General features: G+C 61.1%; 27 protein-coding genes and 1 pseudogene. 14 read left to right on the top strand and 14 right to left on the bottom strand.

All coding sequences use genetic code 11. From position 1 onward, the window contains the following. The 5 genes and pseudogenes from KYG_RS01740 to KYG_RS01720 all read left to right on the top strand — a co-directional run. Window positions 1-930 (top strand): annotated as a pseudogene (locus KYG_RS01740) (peptidase M41); the annotation flags it as partial. A 170-nt stretch (window positions 931-1,100) separates the two neighbouring features. Beyond that, window positions 1,101-2,651: a class I SAM-dependent DNA methyltransferase gene (locus KYG_RS01735; protein WP_008903086.1), complete on the top strand. Its 1,551-nt coding sequence runs from the start codon at window positions 1,101-1,103 to the stop codon at window positions 2,649-2,651. Next, window positions 2,641-3,897, top strand: coding sequence for a restriction endonuclease subunit S (locus KYG_RS01730; RefSeq protein WP_008903085.1), 1,257 nt, complete (start codon window positions 2,641-2,643; stop codon window positions 3,895-3,897). Before KYG_RS01735 ends, KYG_RS01730 begins: the two co-directional genes overlap by 11 nt. Window positions 3,898-3,944: 47 nt before the next feature. Beyond that, the gene (locus KYG_RS01725; protein WP_237707181.1) at window positions 3,945-5,912 is read left to right on the top strand and encodes an RNA-binding domain-containing protein; all 1,968 of its coding nucleotides are present in this window, start codon (window positions 3,945-3,947) and stop codon (window positions 5,910-5,912) included. A gap of 93 nt (window positions 5,913-6,005) precedes the next feature. Beyond that, window positions 6,006-9,113 carry a type I restriction endonuclease subunit R gene (locus tag KYG_RS01720; protein WP_008903083.1) on the top strand — a complete coding sequence of 1,036 codons (3,108 nt, stop codon included), beginning with the start codon at window positions 6,006-6,008 and terminating at the stop codon, window positions 9,111-9,113. Between the two features lie 47 nt (window positions 9,114-9,160). Here KYG_RS01720 and KYG_RS01715 read toward each other — a convergent pair whose 3' ends face one another. After that, window positions 9,161-9,484, bottom strand: a complete 324-nt coding sequence (locus KYG_RS01715; protein WP_008903082.1) for a hypothetical protein — start codon at window positions 9,482-9,484, stop codon at window positions 9,161-9,163. Beyond that, entirely contained in the window at window positions 9,485-9,808 is a 324-nt protein-coding gene (locus KYG_RS01710) for a hypothetical protein (RefSeq protein WP_237707180.1), read from the bottom strand. Window positions 9,809-9,925: 117 nt separating this feature from the next. Here KYG_RS01710 and KYG_RS01705 point away from each other — a divergent pair, with 117 nt between their 5' ends. The 3 genes from KYG_RS01705 to KYG_RS01695 all read left to right on the top strand — a co-directional run bounded on the left by KYG_RS01705 (window position 9,926) and on the right by KYG_RS01695 (window position 12,392). Further along, window positions 9,926-10,369, top strand: a complete 444-nt coding sequence (locus KYG_RS01705; protein WP_008903080.1) for a transposase — start codon at window positions 9,926-9,928, stop codon at window positions 10,367-10,369. Continuing rightward, on the top strand, window positions 10,345-10,695 hold the full coding sequence (gene tnpB / locus KYG_RS01700; RefSeq protein ID WP_008903079.1) for an IS66 family insertion sequence element accessory protein TnpB: 351 nt from the start codon (window positions 10,345-10,347) through the stop codon (window positions 10,693-10,695). The genes KYG_RS01705 and tnpB (KYG_RS01700) overlap by 25 nt, the downstream gene beginning before the upstream one ends. A gap of 101 nt (window positions 10,696-10,796) precedes the next feature. Then, entirely contained in the window at window positions 10,797-12,392 is a 1,596-nt protein-coding gene (locus tag KYG_RS01695) for an IS66 family transposase (protein ID WP_082437602.1), read from the top strand. A 33-nt stretch (window positions 12,393-12,425) separates the two neighbouring features. On the opposite strand, the gene KYG_RS01690 is transcribed toward KYG_RS01695, so the two are convergent. The 12 genes from KYG_RS01690 to KYG_RS01645 all read right to left on the bottom strand — a co-directional run bounded on the left by KYG_RS01690 (window position 12,426) and on the right by KYG_RS01645 (window position 21,271). Further along, window positions 12,426-13,139, bottom strand: coding sequence for a UPF0149 family protein (locus tag KYG_RS01690; protein ID WP_034692674.1), 714 nt, complete (start codon window positions 13,137-13,139; stop codon window positions 12,426-12,428). A gap of 203 nt (window positions 13,140-13,342) precedes the next feature. Then, a complete protein-coding gene (locus tag KYG_RS24635; RefSeq protein WP_008903076.1) occupies window positions 13,343-13,489 on the bottom strand; it encodes a hypothetical protein in 147 nt (48 codons plus the stop codon). A gap of 82 nt (window positions 13,490-13,571) precedes the next feature. Next, window positions 13,572-13,904: an IS66 family insertion sequence element accessory protein TnpB gene (gene tnpB, locus KYG_RS01685; protein ID WP_008903075.1), complete on the bottom strand. Its 333-nt coding sequence runs from the start codon at window positions 13,902-13,904 to the stop codon at window positions 13,572-13,574. Continuing rightward, entirely contained in the window at window positions 13,901-14,332 is a 432-nt protein-coding gene (locus tag KYG_RS01680; RefSeq protein ID WP_008903074.1) for a transposase, read from the bottom strand. The genes tnpB (KYG_RS01685) and KYG_RS01680 overlap by 4 nt, the downstream gene beginning before the upstream one ends. A 143-nt stretch (window positions 14,333-14,475) precedes the next feature. Continuing rightward, window positions 14,476-15,228 carry an ABC transporter ATP-binding protein gene (locus KYG_RS01675; RefSeq protein ID WP_008903073.1) on the bottom strand — a complete coding sequence of 251 codons (753 nt, stop codon included), beginning with the start codon at window positions 15,226-15,228 and terminating at the stop codon, window positions 14,476-14,478. After that, window positions 15,225-16,415: an ABC transporter permease gene (locus KYG_RS01670; protein ID WP_008903072.1), complete on the bottom strand. Its 1,191-nt coding sequence runs from the start codon at window positions 16,413-16,415 to the stop codon at window positions 15,225-15,227. Before KYG_RS01670 ends, KYG_RS01675 begins: the two co-directional genes overlap by 4 nt. Then, a complete protein-coding gene (locus KYG_RS01665) occupies window positions 16,412-17,608 on the bottom strand; it encodes an efflux RND transporter periplasmic adaptor subunit (protein ID WP_008903071.1) in 1,197 nt (398 codons plus the stop codon). Before KYG_RS01665 ends, KYG_RS01670 begins: the two co-directional genes overlap by 4 nt. A 257-nt stretch (window positions 17,609-17,865) precedes the next feature. Continuing rightward, the gene (locus tag KYG_RS01660; RefSeq protein ID WP_008903069.1) at window positions 17,866-19,593 is read right to left on the bottom strand and encodes a SulP family inorganic anion transporter; all 1,728 of its coding nucleotides are present in this window, start codon (window positions 19,591-19,593) and stop codon (window positions 17,866-17,868) included. Window positions 19,594-19,630: 37 nt separating this feature from the next. Then, window positions 19,631-20,062, bottom strand: a complete 432-nt coding sequence (locus KYG_RS23465; protein WP_139019267.1) for a TIGR01244 family sulfur transferase — start codon at window positions 20,060-20,062, stop codon at window positions 19,631-19,633. A 1-nt stretch (window position 20,063) separates the two neighbouring features. Next, the gene (locus KYG_RS01655; RefSeq protein ID WP_008903067.1) at window positions 20,064-20,498 is read right to left on the bottom strand and encodes a DUF6691 family protein; all 435 of its coding nucleotides are present in this window, start codon (window positions 20,496-20,498) and stop codon (window positions 20,064-20,066) included. Window positions 20,499-20,509: 11 nt separating this feature from the next. After that, a complete protein-coding gene (locus KYG_RS01650; protein ID WP_008903066.1) occupies window positions 20,510-20,947 on the bottom strand; it encodes a YeeE/YedE family protein in 438 nt (145 codons plus the stop codon). Between the two features lie 3 nt (window positions 20,948-20,950). Beyond that, window positions 20,951-21,271, bottom strand: a complete 321-nt coding sequence (locus KYG_RS01645; RefSeq protein ID WP_008903065.1) for a helix-turn-helix transcriptional regulator — start codon at window positions 21,269-21,271, stop codon at window positions 20,951-20,953. A 117-nt stretch (window positions 21,272-21,388) separates the two neighbouring features. On the opposite strand from KYG_RS01645, the gene KYG_RS01640 reads away from it, so the two are divergent. The 6 genes from KYG_RS01640 to KYG_RS01615 all read left to right on the top strand — a co-directional run bounded on the left by KYG_RS01640 (window position 21,389) and on the right by KYG_RS01615 (window position 24,460). Next, a complete protein-coding gene (locus tag KYG_RS01640; RefSeq protein ID WP_034692649.1) occupies window positions 21,389-22,273 on the top strand; it encodes an MBL fold metallo-hydrolase in 885 nt (294 codons plus the stop codon). Between the two features lie 54 nt (window positions 22,274-22,327). After that, the gene (locus KYG_RS01635; protein ID WP_008903063.1) at window positions 22,328-22,519 is read left to right on the top strand and encodes a DUF2892 domain-containing protein; all 192 of its coding nucleotides are present in this window, start codon (window positions 22,328-22,330) and stop codon (window positions 22,517-22,519) included. Between the two features lie 82 nt (window positions 22,520-22,601). After that, the gene (locus KYG_RS01630; protein ID WP_008903062.1) at window positions 22,602-23,051 is read left to right on the top strand and encodes an OsmC family protein; all 450 of its coding nucleotides are present in this window, start codon (window positions 22,602-22,604) and stop codon (window positions 23,049-23,051) included. A 9-nt stretch (window positions 23,052-23,060) separates the two neighbouring features. Next, entirely contained in the window at window positions 23,061-23,330 is a 270-nt protein-coding gene (locus KYG_RS01625) for a hypothetical protein (RefSeq protein WP_008903061.1), read from the top strand. A 16-nt stretch (window positions 23,331-23,346) separates the two neighbouring features. Continuing rightward, complete coding sequence (locus KYG_RS24630; protein WP_008903060.1) at window positions 23,347-23,520, top strand: hypothetical protein; 174 nt, start codon at window positions 23,347-23,349, stop codon at window positions 23,518-23,520. A gap of 25 nt (window positions 23,521-23,545) precedes the next feature. Beyond that, the gene (locus tag KYG_RS01615) at window positions 23,546-24,460 is read left to right on the top strand and encodes a S9 family peptidase (protein WP_050813777.1); all 915 of its coding nucleotides are present in this window, start codon (window positions 23,546-23,548) and stop codon (window positions 24,458-24,460) included. Window positions 24,461-24,618 lie beyond the last annotated feature (158 nt).

The following is a 24,618-nucleotide window of genomic DNA, read 5'->3' as shown; positions in this document are numbered from 1 at the left end:
TACTTGCAGGAAATCGAGGCGTCCAGTGGACTGCGCTTTGAAGTGACCGATGCGGTCAGGGAGCAGATCTACGCCAATTCGGTGTTTCCCACCCAGGGCACCCGTCCGGTTTTCTCTTCCGTGCATGGTCTGATGAGTGCACCTCTGGTGGACTTCACACTCTGGGCGCTGGAGCAGGGCGCCGGGCCAGGTGAGGAGCTGACCATAGATGTCGACCCAGATGCCGGACTACTGATCGCGCGATGGGGCCACCGGATACATACCGTACCCGTAGCGTTTGAGATCAGCAAGCTTCGTCAGCGACCCGACCCAGACATGCGGGCAGTTCTGGCGGTGCACGAAGCGGGGCATGGTCTGATATACGCCTTGCTCTTCCGGCAGGCTCCGCTGGAAATTCGCATCAACATGGCGACCTTCTCCGGGGGCTACAACAGCTTCAATGCGCTCAAAGTCAAAACCCGCGGCAATCTGCTCGACGCGGTGTGTGTTGCGCTCTCAGGTCGCGCTGCCGAAGAGATGGTGTTTGGCATGGAGTCGCTGAGCTCGGGCAGTGAGAACGATCTCAAGCTGGCGACGCAGCAAATGGCCGCCTTTATCCGGCATGCCGCGTTTGGTAAGCGCATCAGCCATGTGGATGTCAGCACGGAGGCCGGGGAGGATATCAACACGGATGTGGCCGGTACCAATTCAGAAATTGAAGCAGGTCTGCAGACCCAGTACGAACGTGCGCAGACCCTGCTCGCTGAAAACCGGGCTATCTATCTTCGGATGGTCAACGAGCTCATCAACGAAGGTCAACTGGCGCCGCAGAAGATCCGGGAGTGGTTGGGACTGTCGCAGCCGGAGGTGCCCAAGGATGCGTTGGAGCCATTTGATGCAAAGTTGAGAGAGTTCGAACGACGCCATTCCCAACGGCTCACGAGTGTCTAGGGAATCCGGGGCGATTCATCCAATTTGAAGCACTGCGCCCTCAAGACAGTTGACCGAGCGCAGGGACCTGTATCCATCTGTGATCGTGACGGTAAGATGGGACGAGTGATTTCTATGCGTCCAACCCGCTCTTTTGAGCCGGGTTGTGCGGCCAAATTCTCTCAGCCTCCATGCTCGACGACATCAAAAAAACCCTCTGGGCCACCGCCGACAAGCTGCGCGCCAATATGGACGCCGCCGAATACAAGCACCTGGTGCTCGGCCTCATCTTCGTCAAATACATCTCTGACACCTTTGCCGCCCGCCGTGCCGAGCTGACGGCCCGCCTCACCAACCCCGACGACGAATACTTCTACGGCAACGCCGATCCTGCCGACATCGAAACCGAGCTGGAAGACCGCGACTATTACAAAGAGGTCAACGTCTTCTGGGTGCCCGAAGGCGCGCGGTGGGAATCGCTGCGCAATGCCGCCAAGCAGCCCGACATTGGCAAGCGCATTGACGACGCCCTCACGCTGATCGAGGCTGAGAACCCCAAGCTCAAAGGCATTCTCGACAAACGCTATGCCCGTGCGCAGTTGCCTGACGGCAAGCTGGGCGAGCTGGTGGACCTGGTGTCAACAATAGGCTTTGGCGACGACCCCGCCGTGGCCCGCGACGTGCTGGGCCAGGTGTACGAATACTTTCTGGGCATGTTTGCCAGTGCCGAGGGCAAGCGGGGCGGGCAGTTCTACACGCCCGCCAGCATCGTCAAAACCCTGGTCGCCATCTTGGCCCCGCACGAAGGCAAGGTGTACGACCCATGCTGCGGTTCGGGCGGCATGTTTGTGCAGAGTGAGAAGTTCATCGAAGCCCACGGCGGCAAACTGGGAGATGTGAGCATCTACGGCCAAGAGGCCAACCCCACCACCTGGCGCCTGGCCGCCATGAACCTGGCCATTCGCGGCATTGACTACAACCTGGGCCGCGAGCCTGCCGACACCTTCACCCGCAGCCAGCACCCCGACCTGCGGGCGGACTACATCCTGGCCAACCCGCCCTTCAACATCTCTGACTGGTGGCACGGCAGCCTGGAAGGCGACCCGCGCTGGGAGTTTGGCGACCCACCCCACGGAAACGCCAACTACGCCTGGTTGCAGCACATGCTGCACCACTTGAAGCCCACGGGGCGTGCAGGCATTGTGCTGGCCAATGGCAGCATGAGCAGCAGCCAGAACAACGAAGGCGTGATCCGCGCTGCGATGGTGGATGCCGACGTGGTGGAGGTAATGGTGGCCCTGCCGGGGCAGTTGTTCTTCAATACCCAGATCCCTGCCTGCCTGTGGTTTTTGGCCAAGCAGAAGGCGCGCAAGGGCGAAGTGCTGTTCATCGACGCCCGCAAGCAGGGCCGCATGATCAGCCGCGTGCAGGCAGAGTTGACCGACGAAACCATCGCCCGCATCGAAGCCGTGGTGGCCGCCTGGCGCGGCGAGCCGGGGGCAGGCAGCTATGAAGACGTGAAAGGCTTTTGCCGCAGCGTGCCCTTGGCCGAGATTGCGCAGCACGGCCATGTACTCACCCCGGGTCGCTATGTGGGCGCCGAAGAAGTGGAAGACGACGACGAAGCCTTTGCCGACAAGATGCAGAAGCTGACGGAAAAGCTGGGCGAGCAGATGGCCAAGGGCGCAGAGCTGGATGCGGTGATTCGGGCGAAGCTGGGGGGGCTGGGGTATGAGTTCTGAGTGGAGCACCTACAAGCTCTCGAATCTCGCCACTTTCAAGTACGGCAAGTTTCTCGCGAAATCGGCGCTTGCTACCACAGGGTTTCCTGTGTTTAGTGGTTACGGAGTGGTCGGTTATCTGCCCGACTACCAATTTGCAGAGCGCCAACTCGTCATTGTTTGTCGTGGCGAAGGAGGGACGGGTGATGTGAAGATGTCGCCGCCTCACTGTTCAGTGACCAATCTTTCGATCGTTGTATCCCCCGACATAGAGAAGGTATCTCGCAAGTTTTTGTACTGGGCTTTGAAAGCCAGTGACACGCATGCTTTGCGCACTGGCTCCGCTCAGGCACAAATTGTCATAGGCTCTTTGGAGAACTTTTCTTTGAAGATACCTAGTGACCGCAGTTATCAAGACAGTGTCGCTAGTTTGCTAGATGGGTTAGAAGACCGCATCACCCTCCTGCGCGAGACCAACGCCACCCTCGAAGCCATCGCCCAGGCACTGTTCAAGTCCTGGTTCGTCGATTTCGAACCCGCGCGCGCCAAGATGGAAGGCCGCACGCCCGAAGGCATGGACGAGGCCACCGCAGCGCTGTTTCCCGATGGGTTTGAAACGTCGGAGTTGGGGGAGGTGCCGAGGGGGTGGCGCAGCGCAACAATGGAAGACGTTTCCATAGTTGGAATTGGCAAGACGCCTCCCCGCAAAGAGCAGCATTGGTTCAGCGAAGATTCGAATGATGTGAGATGGGTGTCGATTCGAGACATGGGGATCTGCGGTACCTATGCGAGCACAACTAACGAATTCCTGACAGCGGAAGCTGTTGACAAGTTCAACGTACGCCGAGTGCCAGACAACACCGTCTTGATGAGTTTTAAGATGACGATCGGGCGGGTTGCGATTACTGATGGTGAGATGACCACCAATGAGGCCATCGCTCACTTCCGGCTTGATCCAGCTTCACAGCTTTCAACCGAGTTCATCTACCTGCATCTGAGGCAGTTTGATTTCTCAAGATTGAGTAGTACATCATCTATTGCAGATGCAGTGAACTCAAAAACGGTTCGCCAAATTCCCATCCTTGTTCCCAGTCGAGAGGTCGCAACGGCATTTCAGGAAAAAATCGGCGTGGTCTTCGAGATGCTGAAATCGAATGAACAGCAAGCCCAAACCCTCGCTACCCTCCGCGACGCCTTGCTCCCCCGCCTGATCTCCGGCCAGCTGCGCCTGCCCGAAGCCCAGGCCCTGATTGAGGAGTCCATGTGATGCTTCCCATCTCATCACTGGAAGACCTAGCCCTGCTGCGCGAAACGGTGGAGCTGGAATGCAAGCTGGCCCAGGGCCAGAACGGCCAGGGCGAGGTGCCCAAGGATTTCTGGCCCACCTATTCGGCCATGGCCAATGTCCACGGCGGCGTGGTGCTGCTGGGTGTGCGCGAGAAGGACGGGGTGTTTTCCATCGCGGGCATCCCCAACCCTGCCAAGGTGCGGGCGGACCTGTTCAACAACTTGAACAATCCTGGCAAGGTCAGCGTCAATTTGCTGACGGATGCAGATGTGCTAGAACTGGTGTTGGATGGAAAAACGGTAGTGCTGGTCCGCATCCCACAGGCCACGCGCAAGCAGCGGCCGGTTTTCCTTAACAACCAGCCTTTGGACCACACCTACAAGCGGCTCAACGATGGCGACCGACCTTGCGATGAGGAAACCGTCAAGCGCATGCTGGCCGAGCAGGTGGAGGATGAGCGCGATGCCCGCATCTTGGAGCACTTCGGCATGGAGGACGTGGACATGGAGAGCCTGCGCATCTACCGCCAGATGCTCAAGGACGAGAAGCCCGGCCACCCGTACCTGGAGCAGGATGACTTTGCCTTGATGCAGAGCCTGCGCGGGTGGCGCCGTGACCGAGCCACGGGGGCGGAAGGGTTGACCTTGGCAGGTCTACTGATGTTTGGCCGCTGGTCGGCTATCCAGGAGGCGGTGCCGCACTATTTTGTGGACTACCAGGAACGGCCCGAGGCCAAGACTGAACTGCGCTGGGTGGACCGGCTGGTGCCGGACGGCACGTGGACGGGCAATCTCTTCGAGTTTTATCGCCGGGTGTACCGAAAATTGGTGGCCGACCTGAAAGTGCCGTTTTCGCTCAAAGACGGCCAAAGGCAAGACGACACGCCGGTACACGTTGCCTTGCGTGAAGCGTTGGTCAACACCCTGGTGCATGCGGACTACACGGGCCGAGTGTCGGTGTTGGTGGTCAAGCGGCCAGACATGTTCGGCTTTCGCAACCCTGGTTTGCTTCGGCTGCCTGTGGAGCAGGTGATTCGGGGTGGCGAGAGCGATTGCCGCAATCGCATCCTGCATCAAATGTTCTTGCTCATTGGCCTGGGTGAACGTGGGGGCTCGGGCATGCCCAAAATTTACAGCGGCTGGCAAAGCTGCCACTGGCGTCAGCCGCTGCTGAGGGAAAAGGACATGCCAGAGCAAACCTTGCTGGAATTGCACATGCTGGATTTGCTGCCACCTGCGGTGCTGGACGCACTGCGGGCGCGGTTTGGTGCATCGTTCGATCAGGTGGGGGCGCTCGACAGAATGATTCTGTCCACGGCCGTGATCGAAGGTGTGGTCAACCATGCGCGCATGACCGAGATTTCCCCCCAGCATCCTCATGACATCAGCTTGGCGCTGGCACGGTTGGAGCGTGATGGGATGTTGCTCTCCCAAGGCCAGTCGCGTGGCAAGGTTTATTACTTGCCGGGCGCGGCTCCCGTTACCCCGGAGCAGGTATTTCCCGCAGCGTTCAGCTTCGGTAGTAATGGCACTAGCTCCGGTAGTAGCACTGCAAGCTCCGGTACTAAGGAGGATACCTCCGGTAGTGATCAGCCCGTGCGGCCGGAGCAGGCCACGCCTCGCACTACGGAGGGCGTCAACACCCACACTGCAACCAGGGATGAGCACGGTTGTCTACTGTCGCCCTTGCTGGATGCGCCCGTCTTGGATGATCTCAGCGCCCTTTCAGATACATTGAAGGACGACCTGTTGCGGCGAGCCGCCCTACCCCGGGGTAAGGCACGGTTGGAGCGTCCAGCCATGGTGGAGGTAATCTTGTCGGTATGCGAAGGACGGTATGTGCGGCTCAGTGCATTGGCTGAGCTTTTAAACCGGGATCCAGACGGTTTGCGCAAAGGCTATTTGGACGCATTGGTCAGGGAGCATCGCATTCGGCGCGCATTTCCTGGTACGCCAACCCATGAGTTGCAGTCCTATCGGAAAGCCGAAGAATGATCGGGGGGCTTTCTGCGGGGGCCTGCAACAGGTACCTGCGCTACATCGAGCTGATGAAGCTGTAGCCACAGGACAAAAAAGCGAGAGGGAGCCGTGACCGAAGACCAACTGGAACGCGAAACGCTGGCCTGGCTGCAAGACGTGGGCTACACCCACCGCTACGGGCCTGACATTGCCTTTGACGGCACCACGCCAGAGCGCGCGGACTACCGGCAGGTGCTGCTGCCCTTTCGGCTGCGCGAGGCCATCAACCGCCTGAACCCCGGGGTACCAGCCGCTGCCCGTGAAGATGCCATCAAGCAAGTCACGGATCTTGGCATCCCATCCCTGCTGTCGGCCAACCGCGCGTTTCACAAGATGCTGGTGGGTGGTATCCCCGTCCAGTATCAGAAGGACGGCGAAACACGCGGCGACTTTGTGCGACTGATTGACTGGGCGCACACCGAGAAGAACGAATGGTGGGCCATCAACCAGTTCACCATCAAAGGCCCCCACAAAACCCGTCGCCCTGACATTATCTTGTTCGTCAATGGCTTGCCACTGGTGCTGTTGGAACTCAAGAACCCCGCCGACGAGAACGCCAACATCTGGAAAGCCTTCGACCAGATCGAGACGTACAAGGAGCAGATTCCCGACGTGTTCCAGTACAACGAGGTGCTGGTGATCTCGGACGGCACTGATGCGCTGATGGGCTCGCTGTCTGCCAACGCTGAGCGCTTCATGGCCTGGCGCACGATTGATGGGGTAAACATCGACCCACTGGGACAGTTTCAAGAACTGCAAACCCTGGTGCGTGGCGTGCTTGCCCCACAGTACCTGTTGGACTACATCCGCTACTTCGTCCTGTTCGAGGACGATGGCCAGCTCGTCAAGAAGATCGCGGGCTACCACCAGTTCCACGCGGTGCGTGCTGCCATCGAAGAAGTGGTCACAGCATCCCGACCAGGCGCCTCCCGCAAAGGTGGCGTGGTGTGGCACACCCAGGGCAGCGGCAAGAGCATCACCATGACCTGCTTTGCAGCCCGTGTGATGCAAGAAGCAGCGATGGAGAACCCCACCATCGTGGTCATCACCGACCGCAACGACCTGGATGGGCAACTCTTTGGCGTGTTCAGCCTGGCCCAAGACCTGTTACGCGAGCAGCCCGCCCAGGCACTGACCCGTCCAGACCTGCGCGCCAAGCTGGGCAACCGCCCCTCGGGCGGTATCATCTTCGCCACCATCCAGAAGTTCATGCCGGGGGAGGATGAAGACACCTTCCCAGTGCTGTCCGAGCGCAGCAACATCGTGGTGATCGCGGACGAAGCCCACCGCACCCAATACGGCTTCAAGGCCACCCTCAAAGGCAAGCCCGGCGAAGAGAAATACCAGGCAGGCTATGCCCAGCATCTGCGCGATGCCCTGCCCAATGCCACTTTCGTAGGCTTTACCGGCACCCCGGTCAGCAGCACCGACCACGACACCCGAGCCGTGTTCGGCGAGTACATCCACGTCTACGACATGCAGCAGGCCAAGGAAGATGGCGCCACTGTGGCTATCTACTACGAGTCGCGCCTGGCCAAGCTGCGCCTCAAAGACGAAGACCTGCCCAGTATTGATGACGAAGTGGACGAGCTGGCCGAGGACGAAGAAGAAAGCCAGCAGGCCAAACTCAAAAGCCGATGGGCCGCCCTGGAAAAGATCGTCGGTGCTGAACCCCGCGTGGCCAGCGTGGCCGCTGACTTGGTGGCGCACTTTGAAGAGCGCAGCACCGCCCAATCCGGCAAAGCCATGGTCGTGGCCATGAGCCGTGACATCTGCGTGCACCTGTACAACGAGATCATCAAGCTGCGCCCTGACTGGCACGACCCTGACCCTGAGAAGGGCGCCATCAAGATCGTGATGACCGGCTCTGCCAGTGATAAAGCCCTGCTGCGCCCCCATATCTACGATGGCAAAGTGAAGAAGCGACTGGAAAAACGCTTCAAAGACCCCGCCGACCCGCTGCGACTGGTGATCGTGCGCGACATGTGGCTCACGGGCTTCGACGCTCCCTGCGTGCACACCCTGTACGTGGACAAACCCATGAAGGGCCACAACCTCATGCAGGCCATCGCCCGCGTGAACCGGGTCTTCAAGGGCAAGCAAGGCGGCCTGGTGGTGGACTACATCGGCATCGGCAACGAACTCAAAGCCGCCATGAAGGAGTACACCGCCAGCAAAGGCCGGGGCACCCCCACCGTAGACGCCCGCGAGGCGTACAGCGTCCTCATGGAAAAGCTCGATGTCCTGCAATCCATGCTGCATGGCTGCGACACCAGCGACTTCCTCACTGGGGGGCACCAAACCCTGGCCCGAGCAGCCAACCATATCTTGGGCCTGCGAGAAGAAGGCGGCAAGGACGGTAAACGCCGCTTTGCCGACACCACCCTGGCGCTGTCCCAAGCCTTCTCGCTGTGCTGTACGCTGGACGAGGCTAAGGCCGTGCGCGAAGAAGTTGCCTTCATGCAGGCCGTGAAGGTCATCCTGACGAAACGAGACATCACCGCTAAGAAGCGCTCCGACGAGCAGCGCGACGAAGCCATCCGGCAGATCATCAGCAACGCCGTGGTGTCCGACCAGGTGGTGGACATCTTCGACGCCGTGGGTTTGGACAAACCCAACATTGGCCTGCTGGACGACGAATTCCTGGCGCAGGTGAAGAACCTACCCGAGAAGAACCTGGCCGTGGAACTGCTCGAACGGCTGCTCGAAGGCGAAATCAAGAGCCGCTTCGGCAGCAACGTGGTGCAGGAAAAGAAGTTCTCCGACCTGCTGGGCAACGTGATCAAGCGCTACCAGAACCGCTCCATTGAAACCGCCCAGGTGATGGAAGAACTGGTCGAGATGGCCAAGAAGTTCCGGGAGGCGGCCAGCAGGGGCGAGATGCTGGGCCTGACTGAGGACGAGGTGCGGTTCTACGACGCGCTGGCCACCAACGAATCAGCGGTCAAAGAACTCACCGACGAAACCCTCAAGAAGATCGCCCACGAACTGACCGAGAACCTGCGCCAGAACCTGACGGTGGACTGGTCCGAGCGCGAGAGCGTGCGGGCGAAACTGCGACTAATGGTCAAGCGGGTCTTGCGCAAGTACAAGTACCCGCCAGACTTGCAGGAAGAGGCGGTGGACTTGGTGCTGCGGCAGGCGCAGGTGTTTGGGGAGAGCTGGGGCGGCGGTTAGCCTGACTCCGGGGCGAACCGACGCGCCAATATTGATGAGCGCTTCGCTCAGGGATTCTTGGTACCGAAGGCTTTTACGGCATCAAGCAAGCCCTTTGCGAGCGTGCGGATACCGCTCAAGCTGTAGCTGCCACCGATCTGTTCATAGGCATAGCGGGCTTGAATGAAGTAGTCCGAGCACTCGGCAAGAAGCGGCGCCAGCTGTTCTCCTGACGCCGCCAGAAATTCAGACTCAATAGCAGCCTGAGTGGGCAGTTCAAGAGACGCAAACACATCCGACAAGTTGTGCCCATGTGCCGTGGACATGATCTTGGCAGCCTTCACAAGACCATCCGAGGTTACGCCCCCGCCAACCGCGCCGCCTTCTTCCACTTATTCGCGATTCCAGGCCGCCATCAGCATGGTGCCGACTTCATCGTAGTCCGTATCCTTCTTTTCGGCGACTCGCCGCACGCCAGTCCGCACAGCCCGCTTGCCACTCTTGGCTGTGTGAGATGCAGCTGAATCGGTCAGCAATCCACCCAGCAATATCCGGTAAAACTCCTGGAAGGCATCCTCGATGGTTAGGTTGGCCTGGGCAAGGAATGCCGGGCGGCGCAACCTCAGTGCCGCTCCCAGCATCACCTCAGACATGACCAATCCATGGCAAGGGGTGAAAACACCCTGCCGCACTCCTTCGTCGATGAGTTGGGACATTCGCATGGTACGGGCATGCTGGTAGTGGTCGAAGAGTAAGCGATCCGCCAACTACGTCTTCCCACAGAGCGTCTGAGAGGGGAAGCTACGTGTCCATGTAGAACAAGGTGGACACGTATGTCAGAGATCGATGCAGAGGTGGTGAGGCGCCTGGTCACGGGGCGCAAGAACGATGGACGTGCCGTGTACGACCCGCAGGCCAAGGCCGAGGTGGTGCGGGCGTGCCTGCAGCCGGATGTGTCGGTGGCGCGCATGGCGCTGCAATGCGGCATCAACGCCAACTTGCTGCGCCGCTGGATCACCCAGAGCATGGGCTCGGACCTGAAGGCAAGTCGTGCCAACCTGCCGACCGTGGCCATGGCCAGCACCAGTGCTTTTGTGCCGTTGCGGCTGGCGGCCCCCGAGGCATCTCCCGTCACCGCCGCTGAGGTCAAGACACGCCTGCACGCCCGACTGCCCAATGGGGTGGAGATCGACCTCAGCGATGCAGACCCGGGTGGGTTGCTGCCCGTCCTTGAACTTCTGGGGCGCCTGCCATGTTCCGGCTCGACGACACGCTGACGGTGTACCTGCACCGCCCGGCCATCGACTTCCGAATGGGCATCAACGGTTTGGCCATCCTGGTGGAGCAAGCCCTGGGCATGAACCCGTTCGCGGCGGCGGTGTATGTGTTCAGCAACCGCCAGCGCAACCGGGTGAAGATCCTGGTCTGGGAGCGCAACGGCTTCTGGTTGTTGATGAAGCGCCTGGAGCAAGACCGCTTCATCTGGCCGGACGAGGCGGTGGTGCCGACGCTGACGGTGGAACAACTGCACTGGTTGCTTGATGGCATTGATCTGGCGGTCACACAGCGACACCCACAGCGGTTCTACGAGCGCGTTGCGTGAGGCTGGTGCTGCCGAAATGAGCAATGCCACTGCTGAGAATATTTGCCGCAAAATCCCCAGCACAAGGAACCGCCTGAGCGACAAGCAGATCGAAGCAGGCGATGGTTCACATGCCCACCGCCGAAGAATTTGCAGCCTTGCAAAAGGCGCTGGCCCAGGCCACCCAGACCAGCGAATCACTCGCTGGTGAGCTGCGCATCACGCGCGCCGAGCGCGACCTGCTCAAGGAGCAGCTCAACAAATTCAAGCGCCAGTTGTTCGCCGCCAAGAGCGAGGCCAGCGCAGGCCACCAGAAGGACATGTTCTTCAACGAGGCCGAGGCGCTCGGCTCGGCAACCCAGCCGGCCCAGGAAGAAACCGAGGCCGACGACAACACTGTCGAGGTTCCCGCTCACAAACGGACCAAGCGCGGGCGCAAGCCGCTGGACCCAGCCCTGCCGCGCGAGGTGGTGCGCCACGAACTGCCCGAATCCGAGCGTGTCTGTCCTCACGACGGTGCCGTGCTGCGGGAGATTGGCGTGGAGGCCAGCGAGCAGCTCGACATCATTCCGCAACAAGTGCGCGTGATCCGCCACGAGCGGGTCAAGTACGCCTGCCCGTGCTGCGATGGCACGCTGCGCCTGGCGGCCAAGCCCGAGCAAGTCATCCCCAAGGGGCTGTTCAGCGAAGGCCTGCTGGCCTGGGTGATCACTTCCAAGTATGTGGACGGCCTGCCGCTGTACCGCCAGGCGGCCTTGCTGGGGCGCTTCGGAGGCCGCGACCTCTCGCGCAACACCATGGCCGCCAGCGTGGTGCGGGTGGGCCAGGCGGTGCAGCCCGTCATCAACCTGCTGCGCGACCGGGTGCTGGACGCCCCGCTGATCTTCGGTGACGAGACCGAGATTCAGGTGCTCAAGGAGGCCGGTCGCAGCGCCCAGTCCAAGAGCTACATGTGGGCGCAGATGACCGATGGTTCAGGCGCCAGCGGCACAGGTCCGCCCATACGCCTGTTCGCCTACTCACCCTCACGCAGCACAGAGGCGGCGCAGCTTCTGTACGTCGGTGCGCGCGAGGGCGGCGTGCTGATGACCGACGGCTACGAGGTCTACAACAAGATCGCCTTGGCGAACAAGCTCGTGCAAATCGGGTGTTGGGCACATTGCCGGCGTTACTTCAATGACGCGCTGCAGGCCTTGCCCAAAGCCAACCGGGGGGCTGAGCAATTGGCGGCCAGGTTCATCGCGCTGATCGGCAAGCTCTACCGCGTGGAGGCCCTGGCCAAAGAGCAAGGGCTGGATGCGAATGCGCTGCTGCATAGCCGCCAAGCCAACAGTGTGCCCGTGCTGCAAGAGATCCAGGCCTTGCTGCTGGCCAACGTTCATGCGGTGCTGCCAGGCAGTTTGCTGGGCAAGGCGCTGCACTACCTGTCCTCGCAGTGGGCCAAGCTGGAGCGCTTCGTCACCAGCGGCAACTACCCGATAGACAACAACGGCTGCGAGAATTCGATCCGCCCGTTTGTCATCGGAAGACGCAACTGGCTCTTCGCCGACACCGTGGCCGGCGCCAACGCGAGCGCCAACCTGTACTCGTTGCTGGAGACCTGCAAGGTCAACGGCGTTGATGGGTACCAGTACCTGCGCTCGCTGCTAGTGGCACTTCCACGGGCCAGGACCGTCGATGACTACGAGGCCTTGCTGCCCTGGCGACTGGCGCGGTGATCCACCGCCTGACAGTTCGAGGCGCGAGATGGCTCAGTGCAAATCGGCCGCAGCACCACAGCACTTCTTGAACTTCGCCCCGCTCCCACAAGGGCACGGATCATTGCGCCCCACCTTGGGCTGCATCGACTTGGCCACCTCCCGCTGATAGACAGCGAGCCGAAGTGGCAGCCAGTGAGCGTGCATGTCCAGAACAGCCGGCGGGATTTGTTGAGCCAGCTCCGATCGCATGGCCGGTGTTCGGGTGAGTTCGTCCTGATCCACGCAATAGTCGTCTTCGCCCAGCAGGGCAATGGGTCTGAACCAAACTTGCCCTTGGGGAGTGGACAGCAACGGTTGCCAGTCCTTCCAGCAAAGCCTCATCCCCTGGACAAAGCCGTACGCCCACGATTCTGCGTCGTCGTATTCACGCTCGTCACCGTCGTAGGCCATCGTTGACCAGCACGGGCTGATCTCCCGGGGGTCATCCCCCAGGCCGGCAATGATGGTGTTGAAGTGGCGCATGACCAAGCCCAGCATGTGGTTCAGCTCTTCGACGGAACCCATCGGAGGCATCATCTCCTTGGTACCCCAGATCTTGGGCAGCCATTGCTTGGGATGTACGGTCGTCGGCCCGACCGCAATGGCGTGCAAGAACCCATCGACCATGTCCATGGTCATGCCTTCTTCCGTGTCAACGCCGAACAGCAGAAAGTGGTCGAGTTCTTCGAACTCTTCCTCGGACAAGGGAGCAAATGGGTCTGTCATCAACTGAATGTGAAATGCGGCGTTGACCCAGATTCTCGCGCGTCGCAGACCGCACCACGCCGAGAGAACATTCATTGCCTCAACGGGCACCCGAGTGCAAGGGCGTGGTCAATAGAGCGCTTACGTCGAAGATGCCTCGGGCAACCGCAGAGTCTTCGACATCCTTCAAGAACTGCACACCAATACTTAGAGGGGGTCAGAATTCAAGTGGCGCCAACAAGCCAGGCGTTCTCATAGACCAGCTTCTCATTGAGTGCCCGCTGGTGGCGCAACTCGCCCAGCAACCGCTGGGTCACCTCGCGCAGTTGCGCGGTGTCCAGTTCTGCCAGCGTTTGCTCATCAATCACCATGGCCAATAGTGTGCCCACCGGGCAAGGGCATCACCATGGGCAACTCTCCCGATTGCCAGCGGCGTAAGGTAGCGCTGAAGATTCAGACGACGGTGATGGCGCCTTGCGAGCCCACGCGTTGCCAGGGCAGGCCCAGCACCAACGCGTGCAGCTGTGCATGTTCAAGTGCGATATTGGGGCTGCCGGGCGCAGTCCACACAAACTTGCCCTGGTGCAGCCTGCGCGCAGCCAGCCACACACCCACTCCATCGTGCACCAGGATCTTGATGCGGTTGGCGCGCTGGTTGGCGAAGACATAAGCGTGGTGGGGGTGGGCAGCGCCGAAGACGGCGACCACCCTGGCCAAGGCGGTGTCGGTGCCTGCGCGCATGTCCAATGGGGTGGTGGCCAGCCAGGCCGCATCGATACGGATCACCGCAGCAACTCCTGCAGCATCTGGGCGCATTGGGCGGCGGCACTGACGGGCCAGTGCACGGTGACGGACACACTCTGGCGCCGGCATTCGATGCGGATGTCTTGTGCCAGGGCTGGTGCCGCCACCACTGGCTGCTCCCCGACACATGAGGGAGGTGCGGCATTGAGCGCGATGGGGATGAAGGCCGGTGTTGTCTGGGGTTGCACGTCTGGCGCGGCTCCAACAAGGCTCTGGCGGTGATGCCCCTGGTGGAACTCCTTGCACCATCGGTGCAGCACGTTGGCATTCATGCCGTGACGCAGCGCCAACGCAGCGATGGAGGCTCCGGGCTGCATGCAAGCGGCCACCAACTCGGCCTTGAATTGCGGGGTGTAGGTGCGATGCGTACGGCGCACAGCGTAGCGCGGGGTTTGAGAGTCTTTGAGCATCGTGTCCACGGAAAGTTACGTGCACACGATCTTGCTCAGGCCGCTGCCTCGGTTCAAGATGGGTTGGCCGGACGCATACTGTGAAGAGCCAAGAGGTTGTTTCTTGACGAGCTACAAACCCGAGTTTTGTACGGGCGGCGTGTTTACGAAGGGGGAAGAAGTGCAGCGTCTTCCAATGCCCGCCCCTCACCAGCCTCTTCGACCGTTTGTCCATCGCGAATGTGATAAATCCGTTTGAAAGTCGGGATGATCTTTTCGTCGTGCGTCACCACAACTATGGCGGTTTGAGCCTGACGCGCCATCTGGTTGAGGATGCGCATCACACCCAGCGCGCGTTCGCTGTCCAGCGGCGCGGTGGGCTCGTCGGCCAGTATGACCGGCGGCCTGTTGGCCAGCGCCCGCGCGATTGACACTCGCTGTTGCTCTCCGCCCGATAGTTGGGAAGGCTCAGCCCGCGCACGGTGCTGTACATCCAGCGCTGTTAGCAACTCCAGCGCACGGGCACGGGACTCGGCGTTGGACCGTCCGGCCAGCATCGGCAGCAACGCCACGTTGTCCGTCACATCCAGGAACGGTATGAGATAGGGGGCCTGAAACACGAAGCCGATGCGATCACGACGCAGCGCACGCAGGTCTTTCACTTTCCAGCCGTTGTCATAGATTACCTCGTTGCCCAGCGTCATCCGGCCACTGCTGGGTTCGATGATCGCACCAAGGCATTTGAGCAGCGTGCTTTTGCCCGAGCCCGAAGGCCCCACCAGACCCACCACCTCGCCGGGGGCCACCTGCATGTTCACGTGTTTTAGCGCCTCCACAGCGGTGTCGCCGTGACCATAGACCTTGCGCAGACCTTCGATCAAGATACCGCCTTGATAGGGTGTGTTCATCGCATTCATCCGATCGCCGCGCCAGGATCAACCTTCAGAGCCACGCGGATCGCCAGCGTGCTCGCCAGTGCGCAGATCACCAGCGTGACCACCAGGCCCGTCGCAGCGTCGCCCGGCAGCAGCAGCACAAATTTGGGGAAGGCAGGAGCCCAGAGGGTTGCTGCTACCTTGCCAACCGCAAAGCCAATCAAGCCCAAGCCCAGCGCCTGCTGCAGGATCATGCTGGCAATAGTTCGGTCACGCGTGCCGATGAGCTTGAGCACCGCAATCTCTCGCAGCTTGCCCATGGTCATGGTGTAAATGATGAAGGCCACAATCGCTGCGCTGACAATGGCGAGGATCACCAGAAACATGCCGATCTGCTTCGCCGAATTGGCGATAAGTTTCACGATCAGAATATTTTCCATGCCCTCGCGCGTGTACACGCTCAGGTGTTTCCAGCGCCGTATCGGTTCGGCCACCTGTTCGGGCGTGAAGCCTGGTGCCAGCTGCACCAGTACTGCATTCACGCTGCGGCTGCTGGTCTGTAGGTTCTGCACCGCGTCCAGCAGGTCGGGACTGCCCGGCCGGTTGAAGGCTGGGTTGGCGGCCGTGCGTGCGCGATCATTGATGATGGCGTCGTTGTCTTTCAAAAATTGTGTCTCCTGCGCGTCCTTCAGCGGCACGAACAACATAGGGTCTCCGCCGGAGGACACCATGCGCTGAGTCAACCCCACCACCGTGTAGTCATGGCGACGGATGCGCACAGTCTCGTCGAGCTGAAAACCGGTCTTGACATCAGCGACCGCCTCATAGTGGTTGCGAGTGAGGTGGCGCCCTGCAACCAGGTAGCCCGGCGCACCAGGCATCCCTGGCTCGATGCCCACAACCATCACACGGTTGTCTTCGCCGTTGCGCGCCACCTGCATGGTCAGGTAGGTCACGTTGGCTGCGGCGGTCACGCCAGGCATGCCACGCACGCTGCGCACCACGTCGTCCTTGATGCTGGACGATTCAGCGTACGGCCCCTGCGTGTCTTTCTGCACCACCCATAGGTCGGCGCGGCTGTTGGACAGCAGCGCATGGGCGTCGTCCACCATGCCTCGGTATACGCCCGCCATCGACAGCGTCACGCCAATGAGCAGACCCAGACCCAGTCCGGTCAGCACGTACTTGCTCCAGCCGTGCAGGATGTCGCGCCCGGCCAGGCTGATCACCTCGCTCCCCCAGTCGGCATCAGTTGGTCCACAAGGGTGATCCGAGAGCCGGCTTTCAACGCACTCTGGGTGTAGAGCACCACCGTATCGCCCTCGTGCAATCCATCCAGCACCTCCACCATGCCGTCAAGCCCTTGTAGGCCCAGCCTCACTGGTACAAATTCCAGCACGCCATTCTTCAGTCGCCACACACCATTTTTTCCTTCATGCTGCTGTGTGGCTGCGTTCGGCAACACCAGCATCTCGGGAGTGGCTGGCAACTGCAGAGTCACCTCGGCCATCTCGCCCACCGGCACGCCCGCAGGCAACGCCGCAAAAGCCACTTGCGCCAGCCGCTCCTCGGTCACGCTGTCCGCCAGCGGCTCCACCCGAGCCACTTTGCCTGCCAGCACCTCGCCCGGCCGCGAGCGCAGTGTGATGCGCGCAACCAAGCCCGGCGCGAGTCCTGCCGAGCGGCCCTGGTCTACGCGCAGCGTCACCCACAGGCTGACCGGGTCCATCAAGCGCAGCACGGCTTGGCCAGCCACCACGGTGGTACCGGCCTCCGCGTCTCGCGCGGTCACCATGGCAGCGGCAGGTGCCACCAGCTTCAGGTTCTCTCGCTGCTGCGACAGCGCCGCGCGTTCAGCACGCAGTCGCGTCAGGTCTTGCCCGGTGCCGCCCAGGTTGGCCTGCGCCGCCTGCACCCCGGCGTCAGCTGAGGCCACTTCCTGAGTGCGCGCGTCGAGCGCCCCAGGACTGATGAAGTTTTGCTGCGCAAGATCTTCATTGCGCTTCAAATTGGTGGCGGCCAGCGCTTGCCGTGCCATCGCGTCAGCCACTTGCGCATTTGCTGCCTGACGTGTGCTCTGCGCGCGCGCCAGGGATGCGTCCAGCGCAGCCAAGCGCTGCTCAAGGTCCACCGGATCCATCTCGGCCAGTAGCTGGCCTGGCTGCACCGTATCGCCCACATCAACCTTCACGCTCAGCACACGCCCAGCCACCGTCGGACCGACCATCCAGCTATGCCGCGCCTCCACCTGGCCAATGCCAAAAATTTCGGATGTAACGCGGCCCTTCTTCACCTCGGTTGTCTGCACCTTGACGGGAGCCAGTGGCCCAGTGCGCAGTGTCACCCAGACCAATGCCACCAGCAGTGCAAGCGCCAGGCCGCCCAGGAGGATGCGGCGGGAGTTGTGTGGGTTCATCTTCATGCGCGGGATCCTCGGGATGCGCCAGCCACAGATGGCCAACACGGCAATGAGTTGTTTGAAAAGACCATCATGGCGCACTACCACCTCAATCGGTCGAAGCACGTGAGCCTTATGCGGCAGTTCTTGGCGATGCGACTGCTCCTGAGGTTAGATGGCTTCCTGGGTCAGCAAGTAGCGAAACACCGTTGCCTGCGCAGTACTCTCGGCTTGCACAAGGTGAGCGGTGGTTACGTCCAGGTGCAACCACGATCCAACCCTCAAGCGACTTCAGGCGACAGTTCCTGGATGGCTTGGTAGTGGGTAAAAAACAGCCTTCCACTCAAGCCATGCAGGAATTCGGTGGCCTTCAAACGGTCCATCACCGGCCCCTTGACCTCGGAGAGGTGCAACTTCAAGCCGGCCCCGCGCAGGCGCAGGTCGATAGCTTCCAGACTCTCCAGCGCACTGGCATCAATGTCGTTGATGGCCGAGCATTGGAGCACCACATGCTCGAGAGCGGGGCGGCTTGCCACGGCATTGTTGATGCGGTCTTCCAGGGCTCGCGAGTTGGCGAAATACAGGCTCTCGTCCACACGCAGGCTCAGCACCCGCGGGCTCACCACCACGGTGTGGCGCTGCACGTTGCGGAAATGCTCCGTGCCTGCAACCAGGCCCACCTCGGCCATGTGGGGGCGGCTGGTGCGGTACAGATAGAGCGCCAGCGACAAGGCCACACCGACCACCAGGCCGGCCTCCACGCCCACCGTGAGTGTGGCCACCAGCGTGGCCAGCACCGCAAGAAAGTCGGATTTCGCGTAGCGCCAAGTCTTGCGCAGGATGCTGAAGTCCACCAACGACAGAACAGCCACCACGATGGTGGCGGCCAGCGTAGCCTGCGGCAGGTAATACAACGCCGGCGTGAGGAAAAGGGAAGCCAGCGTGATGCCGGCGGCCGTGAATACGCCGGCTGCAGGCGTCTGCGCGCCAGCGTCGAAGTTGACCACCGAGCGGGCAAAACCGCCGGTGACCGGGAAGCCGCCAGTGAACGACGCGCCCAGGTTACTCGCGCCCAGAGCCACTAGTTCCTGGTCGGGCTCGATGCGCTGGCGCCGCTTGGCCGCCAGCGTCTGCCCGACCGATACCGACTCCACAAAGCCAACCACGCTGATGAGCAGTGCCGGCACCAGCAGCGCCTGCCACAGACCCAGATCCCACAGAGGCAGCGTGAACGGCGGCAAACCCTGGGGCACGGCGCCCACGATCTTCACGCCTTGAACTTGCCAGTCCAGCGCCCAGGTGAGCAGCGTTGTCACGGCGATGGCAGCCACCGGCCCAGTCTTGGCCACCACGTCGGCCGCGCGCGGCTTCATGCCCAGGCGCTGCAGCAAGGGTTTGAGACCGCTGCGCACCCAGAACAAAAACGCGACGGTTGCAGCTCCAATGGCCAGGGTCAGCACATGCACCTGGCCGAGCTGTGACATCAAGGACAGGCTCAGATCCAGGAAATTGTGCCCTTCGGCGCTCACACCCATCAACGTCTTGAGCTGGCTGGCCGCGATCAGGATGCCCGATGCCGAAATGAAGCCTGAGATGACCGGGTGGCTGAGGAAGTTAGCAAGAAAGCCAAGACGTAGCAACCCCATGGACAGCAGCAGCAAGCCCGAAAGAAAAGCCAGCGTGATGGCTACTGCCCAGTATTCGGGTGTACCAGCCGGGGCGTGCTGTCCAATGGCAGCAGCTGTCATGAGCGAGACTACCGCCACCGGCCCCACCGCAAGCACGCGGCTGGTGCCGAACACCGCATATAGCAGTAGCGGCGCTACGCTGGCGTAAAGACCCACCTCGGGCGGCAAGCCCGCGAGCATGGCGTAGGCGAGGCTCTGAGGGATCAACATGATGGTGACGATGAGTGCCGCCACGCCATCACTCACCAGAGCCTCGCGGTTGTACGCTCGACCCCATTGCAACACAGGCAGTGAAGGCAACACGCGGCGCCAGGATGGCATTGTGCTCATGGAAGGATACCAGTGCAGGCGTTAAACATCACGATTTCGATGGTGGCACGGGTGGTACCAAGGTGGTCAGGTTGAATCCGGCTTGGGCGGCCCTCTGTACGAGATCTGGCCAGGGCTTTGAACCCACTTGCGAAAGCGCCCAAAGCAAGGCTGATCGCGTACCGCTGCGGCAGTAGGCCAGCACAGGGCCAGGCAACTGTGTCAGCAAGTCACCAAAATCGCGTCCGTCCTGCGCGCGAACGCTACCCGAGACGACGGGCAGATAGGCCAGCTTCAGTCCGGCTGCGTTTGCAGCCGTCGCAATATCCTGTGAGCTGAACTGCCCTGGGCTTTCACCATCTGGACGGTTGCAGACTAGCGATTTGAAGCCGGCGGCAGCAATCGCCTGAAGGTCGTCTGGAGAGATTTGCCCGGTGACCGACAAGGTTTCGGAGAGGGGTACGGCTTTGAAAGGGGTCACCTCACGCTCCCATACGTCGACGCGAGCCTGCGCGCTCGGCGATTTCAAAAATTGCCATGCCGAAGAGCATGGCCGCCACAAAAACCGCAGCCTTCAACTCGCCCGAGGCCATTGACACGATACCCGGACCAGGGCAAAAACCCGCTAGACCCCAGCCCGCACCAAAAGTCAGGCCGCCGATGAGCAGGCGTTTGTCGATCTGCGTTGACTTCGGTAGGTGCAGGGCACCGCCCATGAAGTTGGTGGTTCGCTTGCGCGCCAGCGCAAAGGCGAAGAAGCCCACGGCGATCGCGCCACCCATGACGAAGGCCAACGAAGGGTCCCAGATGCCGAATAGGTCGAGGAAGCCCAGCACTTTTGCCGGGTCGGTCATGCCGGAGAGCAACAGGCCCAGGCCGAACAGTAGGCCCACAAAGAACTCGGTGATGCGGTGCATGTAGATGCTCCTTACAGAACGTGGCGAACCACGAAGACCATGGCGAAACCCGCACCCATGAACGCGAGCGTGGCCACCAGTGAGCGGGGCGACAGGCGCGAAAGACCGCAGACGCCGTGTCCGCTGGTGCAGCCCGAGCCGTAGCGTGTGCCCAGACCTACCAGAAGCCCGGCTCCCACAATGGTGGCGAAGCCGGCGTCGATGCGTGGCGCCTGCACAAAGTCGGCAGGCGCCAGCAAGCCGTACACGAGCGGTGCGGCCAGCATGCCCAGCAGGAAGGCGATTCGCCAGCCGGCGTCTCCCAGCTTAGGTGGTAACAGGCCACCCAGGATGCCGCTGATGCCTAGCACCCGGCCATTGACCAGGATGAAGAAGGCGGAGGCTACGCCCAGCAGGATGCCGCCGGACAGCGAAGCCCAGGGCGTGAAATTGACCCAATCAATCGTCATGACTCACTCCGTTTCACAAACACAAAATTGTTCGTACAGCACCTGCATCACGGCCAGCGCTTTGGGGCTGGTCAATGCGTAGTGGATGTTTTTGCCTTCACGGCGGGTGCTCACCAGTTCCTCATCGCGCAACACGGTTAGTTGCTGCGACAAGGTGGGCTGCACGATGCCCAGCAACTCTTCAAGCTCACCAACCCGGCGTTCGCCCTGCGAGAGTTGGCACAGGATGAGCAGCCGGTCTGGGTTGGCCAGCACCTTCATCACTCGGCAGGCCCTGTCCGCGGCCAACTGCATTTGTTCCAAGTCCATCACGGAGTTCTTCATCGGTGCTTCTTTCTGGGGTGTGGTGGCCTACGACTTTTCATTCGATAGCAATAATATATTGACAAACAAACTATCTGTCAATATATTATCTTCAGCTTATTTAAAAAGGAGCCGCTCATGACAACCGCCCCGACATCAACCCCTCAGCCCCATGTGCATGGAATGTTCGACCCCGCCACCTGGACGGTGTCCTATGTTGTGCACAACGGCCCAGGCAGCGAAGCAGCGATCATCGATTCAGTGCTCGACTACGACCCGAAATCGGGCCGCACAACGCACACCTCTGCTGACAAGGTGATTGACTATGTGCGCAACCATCAGCTCAAGGTGCGATGGATCCTAGAAACTCACGCACACGCTGATCACCTTTCGGCCGCGCCGTACTTGCGGGCACATCTCGGCGGAAAGATCGGCATTGGCGGCAACATCACCGCAGTTCAAAAGGTGTTCAAGGGCGTTTTCAACCTGGAGCCGGGTTTCAAACAGGATGGCTCGCAGTTCGACCATCTTTTCCAGGAAGGAGACAGCATCCCATTGGGCATGCTGTCTGGTGAGGTGATGTTCGTGCCCGGTCACACGCCAGCCTGTGCTGCCTATCGCTTTGGTGAGGCGGTGTTCGTGGGCGACACCCTTTTCATGCCGGATGTGGGCACTGCGCGCTGCGACTTCCCCGGCGGCGACGCCCGCGCGCTTTACGCCTCCACTCGCAAGCTGCTGAGCCTGCCACCCGAAACACGCCTCTTCATGTGTCACGACTACCCCCCTAACGACCGGCCGGTGGCTTTCGAGACGACGGTGGCCGAACAGCGAGCTAAAAACATCCACGTGCACGATGGCGTGAGCGCAGATGAATTCGTGACCATGCGTACGAAGCGCGATGCAACCCTGGAGATGCCCACCTTGATCCTTCCATCGGTTCAAGTGAACATCCGCGCTGGCGAGCTGCCGCCCAAAGAAGACAACGGCGTCGCGTATCTGAAGATCCCCTTGAACGCACTTTGATCAAGTGCGCCCATGGCTAATTAGCCATCAATTTTTCACTTTTGGAGAATCAACATGACCAAGAACGTCGGCGGTATTGACCGCACCCTGCGCATCCTCATCGGACTGGCCTTGATTGCGGGTGCCGCTACCAACAACATCGGCATCTGGGGCTACCTGGGTGTCGTGCCCCTAGCCACCGGCCTGATCGGCTGGTGTCCACCCTATGCCATCTTCGGCTTTAACACCTGCTCCCTGAAGAAATGAGTTGCGAGGTGCCAAGCCCAATCTGCCCATCAGGGTGAATGCTCCTTGCGCACCTTCGCCCAAACTTATCGAAATCACCCAAATGAACACAGTATCCGTTTCGCTCCAACAGCAGGCCGACTATCGTTTTGAGATCCGATTTGGTGAAGGCATTTCTAGCCTGATCGCCGACGAGCCCGCACCGCTAGGTAAGGGGGGCGGCCCGTCTCCTGCGCAGTTGCTGTGTGCCTCGGTGGGCAACTGTCTGAGCGACTCACTTCTTTTTGCGCTGCGCAAGTTCAAACAGGCACCCGAACCGCTGCGCTGCGAGGTGACGGCCGAGGTGGGGCGCAACCCCGAAGGAAGGCTGCGTATTCTGAGTATCCACTCCACTATCACCCTCGGGGTAGTGGCGAATTCGCTGGAGCACTTGGAGCGGGCTTTGACGCAATTCGAGGAGTTTTGCACTGTTACCCAAAGCGTGCGCCAAGCTGTCCCGGTGCGGGTCACGGTGATCGATGCTGCCGGCCACACTCTGCGCGATCAATCCTGAGCTGGCCCCATGAAAATCAAGGCCCTCCTTGTCGAAAGCTTCCGCTCCGGGACTATCGCCTCCGTGGCCATCGTTCCGCTGAGTCCGATCTTCAAAGCGGCGGGCCTGCGCATTGGCCACTACGGCCCGAAATTCGCGGGGCTGTACGTCAGCGACCCCCAACCCTGGTTACTTTTTGTGCAACACCTTGTCATCGGCTGGGTTTCAGCGCTGCCTTTGCTCCTCATCTTTCTGGCCACCCAAGCCGGACGATGGCCAGTAATGACCGGTGCTGCGTAATGGGGCGGCTTACTATGTGGCGATCAACTCGCTGGCATTGCCGATCTATTTCAACGACCCGCTTCCCTGGCAACTTGGAGCCTCCACCGTGCTGCCCAGCCTTATCGGCCATGTGATCTTCGGCGCGGTGATCGGCCGAACATCACGGCATTTTGTGACCCGCACCAACCCGCGACGGGTTGTGACGTGAGGCAGGTCGATTTGACCGGGCGCCCATGACCGCGGTGCTTGGGGCAGCGGCCACGCTGGGCGGCGTCTGGGCACTTCGCAAGTTGGCTCACAGAGGCATCGTGCGCGGGTTGCGCGCGCCGCGAGTGCCTCATGAGCCCTTGGACGATGCATTTGGCTTGACCTCGGATCGTGTTCGGCAAGTCCATGTCCCAACTGCGGGTGGCAAACACCTGGCCGCCTGGTTGGTGTCACCACCGCAAACCGTAGCGGCGCCAGCACCTGCAGTGCTGGTTATACACGGCTGGGGCGCCAACGCCTCCATGATGGGACCCGTGGTGCCACCGTTGCACGCCGCCGGATTTGCTGTGTTGCTGCTGGACGCCCGGTGCCATGGGCACAGCGACGATGAGACGTTCACATCGATGCCGCGCTTCGCCGAAGACATTGCCGCTGGTCTCGCATGGCTCAAGCACCAACCCAACATCGCCGCTGACCGCGTAGCGCTGCTGGGCCACTCGGTTGGAGCGGCTGCAGCGTTGCTGCATGCCGCACGTCACCATGACGTCGGCGCTGTGGTCAGCCTGTCTGCGTTTGCCCATCCCGCCGAGGTGATGCGCCGCTTTATGGCAGATAAGCAGATCCCATATGGACTGCTTGGCTGGTATGTGATGCGGCATGTGCAGCGGGTCATCGGCGTCACTTTTGACGAGATTGCTCCATTGGGAACGTTGCCTGCCGTGCGCTGTCCAATCCTCTTGGTGCATGGTCTGCGGGACCGCACCGTTCCGGTGGATGATGCTTACCGTCTGCTGGCAACATCCAGCAATGCGCGTCTGCTGCTGGTGGAGGGAGACCACGACCTGCGCGAAGCCATGGCACCCCACGCGCACGCCCTGGTGAGCTTTCTGCATCGCGCAATTGAACCGGCCACCCCCGCTCCGAGAACCGGAGCCGACTGAATCCATGCTGTCTTTGTCCCTAGGCCCAATTGCCCTGCCACTGGCGCCCGTTCTTCTGTTGATCGCGATCTGGGGGAGCTCGTGGCTGGCCAGTCGCCTGGCTTGCCAGGGCGCGGACAAGGTACCGGGAGAACAGGCGGGACGCACGGTGACCCATG

The organism is Acidovorax sp. NO-1 (assembly GCF_000238595.1).
GTDB lineage: Bacteria > Pseudomonadota > Gammaproteobacteria > Burkholderiales > Burkholderiaceae_C > Acidovorax.
Note: the sequence above shows the minus strand (reverse complement) of the source record. Positions and strands in the feature narration are given on the sequence as shown.

Excerpts from the sequence above, each read along its gene's own strand:
- KYG_RS01735 (WP_008903086.1), top strand. The coding sequence starts at position 1,101 with ATGCTCGACGACATCAAAAAAACCCTCTGGGCCACCGCCGACAAGCTG.
- KYG_RS01730 (WP_008903085.1), top strand. The coding sequence starts at position 2,641 with ATGAGTTCTGAGTGGAGCACCTACAAGCTCTCGAATCTCGCCACTTTC.
- KYG_RS01710 (WP_237707180.1), bottom strand. The coding sequence starts at position 9,808 with ATGTCCCAACTCATCGACGAAGGAGTGCGGCAGGGTGTTTTCACCCCT.
- KYG_RS01705 (WP_008903080.1), top strand. The coding sequence starts at position 9,926 with ATGTCAGAGATCGATGCAGAGGTGGTGAGGCGCCTGGTCACGGGGCGC.
- tnpB (WP_008903079.1), top strand. The coding sequence starts at position 10,345 with ATGTTCCGGCTCGACGACACGCTGACGGTGTACCTGCACCGCCCGGCC.
- KYG_RS01695 (WP_082437602.1), top strand. The coding sequence starts at position 10,797 with ATGGTTCACATGCCCACCGCCGAAGAATTTGCAGCCTTGCAAAAGGCG.
- KYG_RS01690 (WP_034692674.1), bottom strand. The coding sequence starts at position 13,139 with ATGACAGACCCATTTGCTCCCTTGTCCGAGGAAGAGTTCGAAGAACTC.
- KYG_RS24635 (WP_008903076.1), bottom strand. The coding sequence starts at position 13,489 with ATGGTGATTGATGAGCAAACGCTGGCAGAACTGGACACCGCGCAACTG.
- KYG_RS01680 (WP_008903074.1), bottom strand. The coding sequence starts at position 14,332 with ATGCTCAAAGACTCTCAAACCCCGCGCTACGCTGTGCGCCGTACGCAT.
- KYG_RS01675 (WP_008903073.1), bottom strand. The coding sequence starts at position 15,228 with ATGAATGCGATGAACACACCCTATCAAGGCGGTATCTTGATCGAAGGT.
- KYG_RS01665 (WP_008903071.1), bottom strand. The coding sequence starts at position 17,608 with ATGAAGATGAACCCACACAACTCCCGCCGCATCCTCCTGGGCGGCCTG.
- KYG_RS01660 (WP_008903069.1), bottom strand. The coding sequence starts at position 19,593 with ATGCCATCCTGGCGCCGCGTGTTGCCTTCACTGCCTGTGTTGCAATGG.
- KYG_RS01655 (WP_008903067.1), bottom strand. The coding sequence starts at position 20,498 with ATGCACCGCATCACCGAGTTCTTTGTGGGCCTACTGTTCGGCCTGGGC.
- KYG_RS01650 (WP_008903066.1), bottom strand. The coding sequence starts at position 20,947 with ATGACGATTGATTGGGTCAATTTCACGCCCTGGGCTTCGCTGTCCGGC.
- KYG_RS01645 (WP_008903065.1), bottom strand. The coding sequence starts at position 21,271 with ATGAAGAACTCCGTGATGGACTTGGAACAAATGCAGTTGGCCGCGGAC.
- KYG_RS01640 (WP_034692649.1), top strand. The coding sequence starts at position 21,389 with ATGACAACCGCCCCGACATCAACCCCTCAGCCCCATGTGCATGGAATG.
- KYG_RS01635 (WP_008903063.1), top strand. The coding sequence starts at position 22,328 with ATGACCAAGAACGTCGGCGGTATTGACCGCACCCTGCGCATCCTCATC.
- KYG_RS01630 (WP_008903062.1), top strand. The coding sequence starts at position 22,602 with ATGAACACAGTATCCGTTTCGCTCCAACAGCAGGCCGACTATCGTTTT.
- KYG_RS01625 (WP_008903061.1), top strand. The coding sequence starts at position 23,061 with ATGAAAATCAAGGCCCTCCTTGTCGAAAGCTTCCGCTCCGGGACTATC.
- KYG_RS01615 (WP_050813777.1), top strand. The coding sequence starts at position 23,546 with ATGACCGCGGTGCTTGGGGCAGCGGCCACGCTGGGCGGCGTCTGGGCA.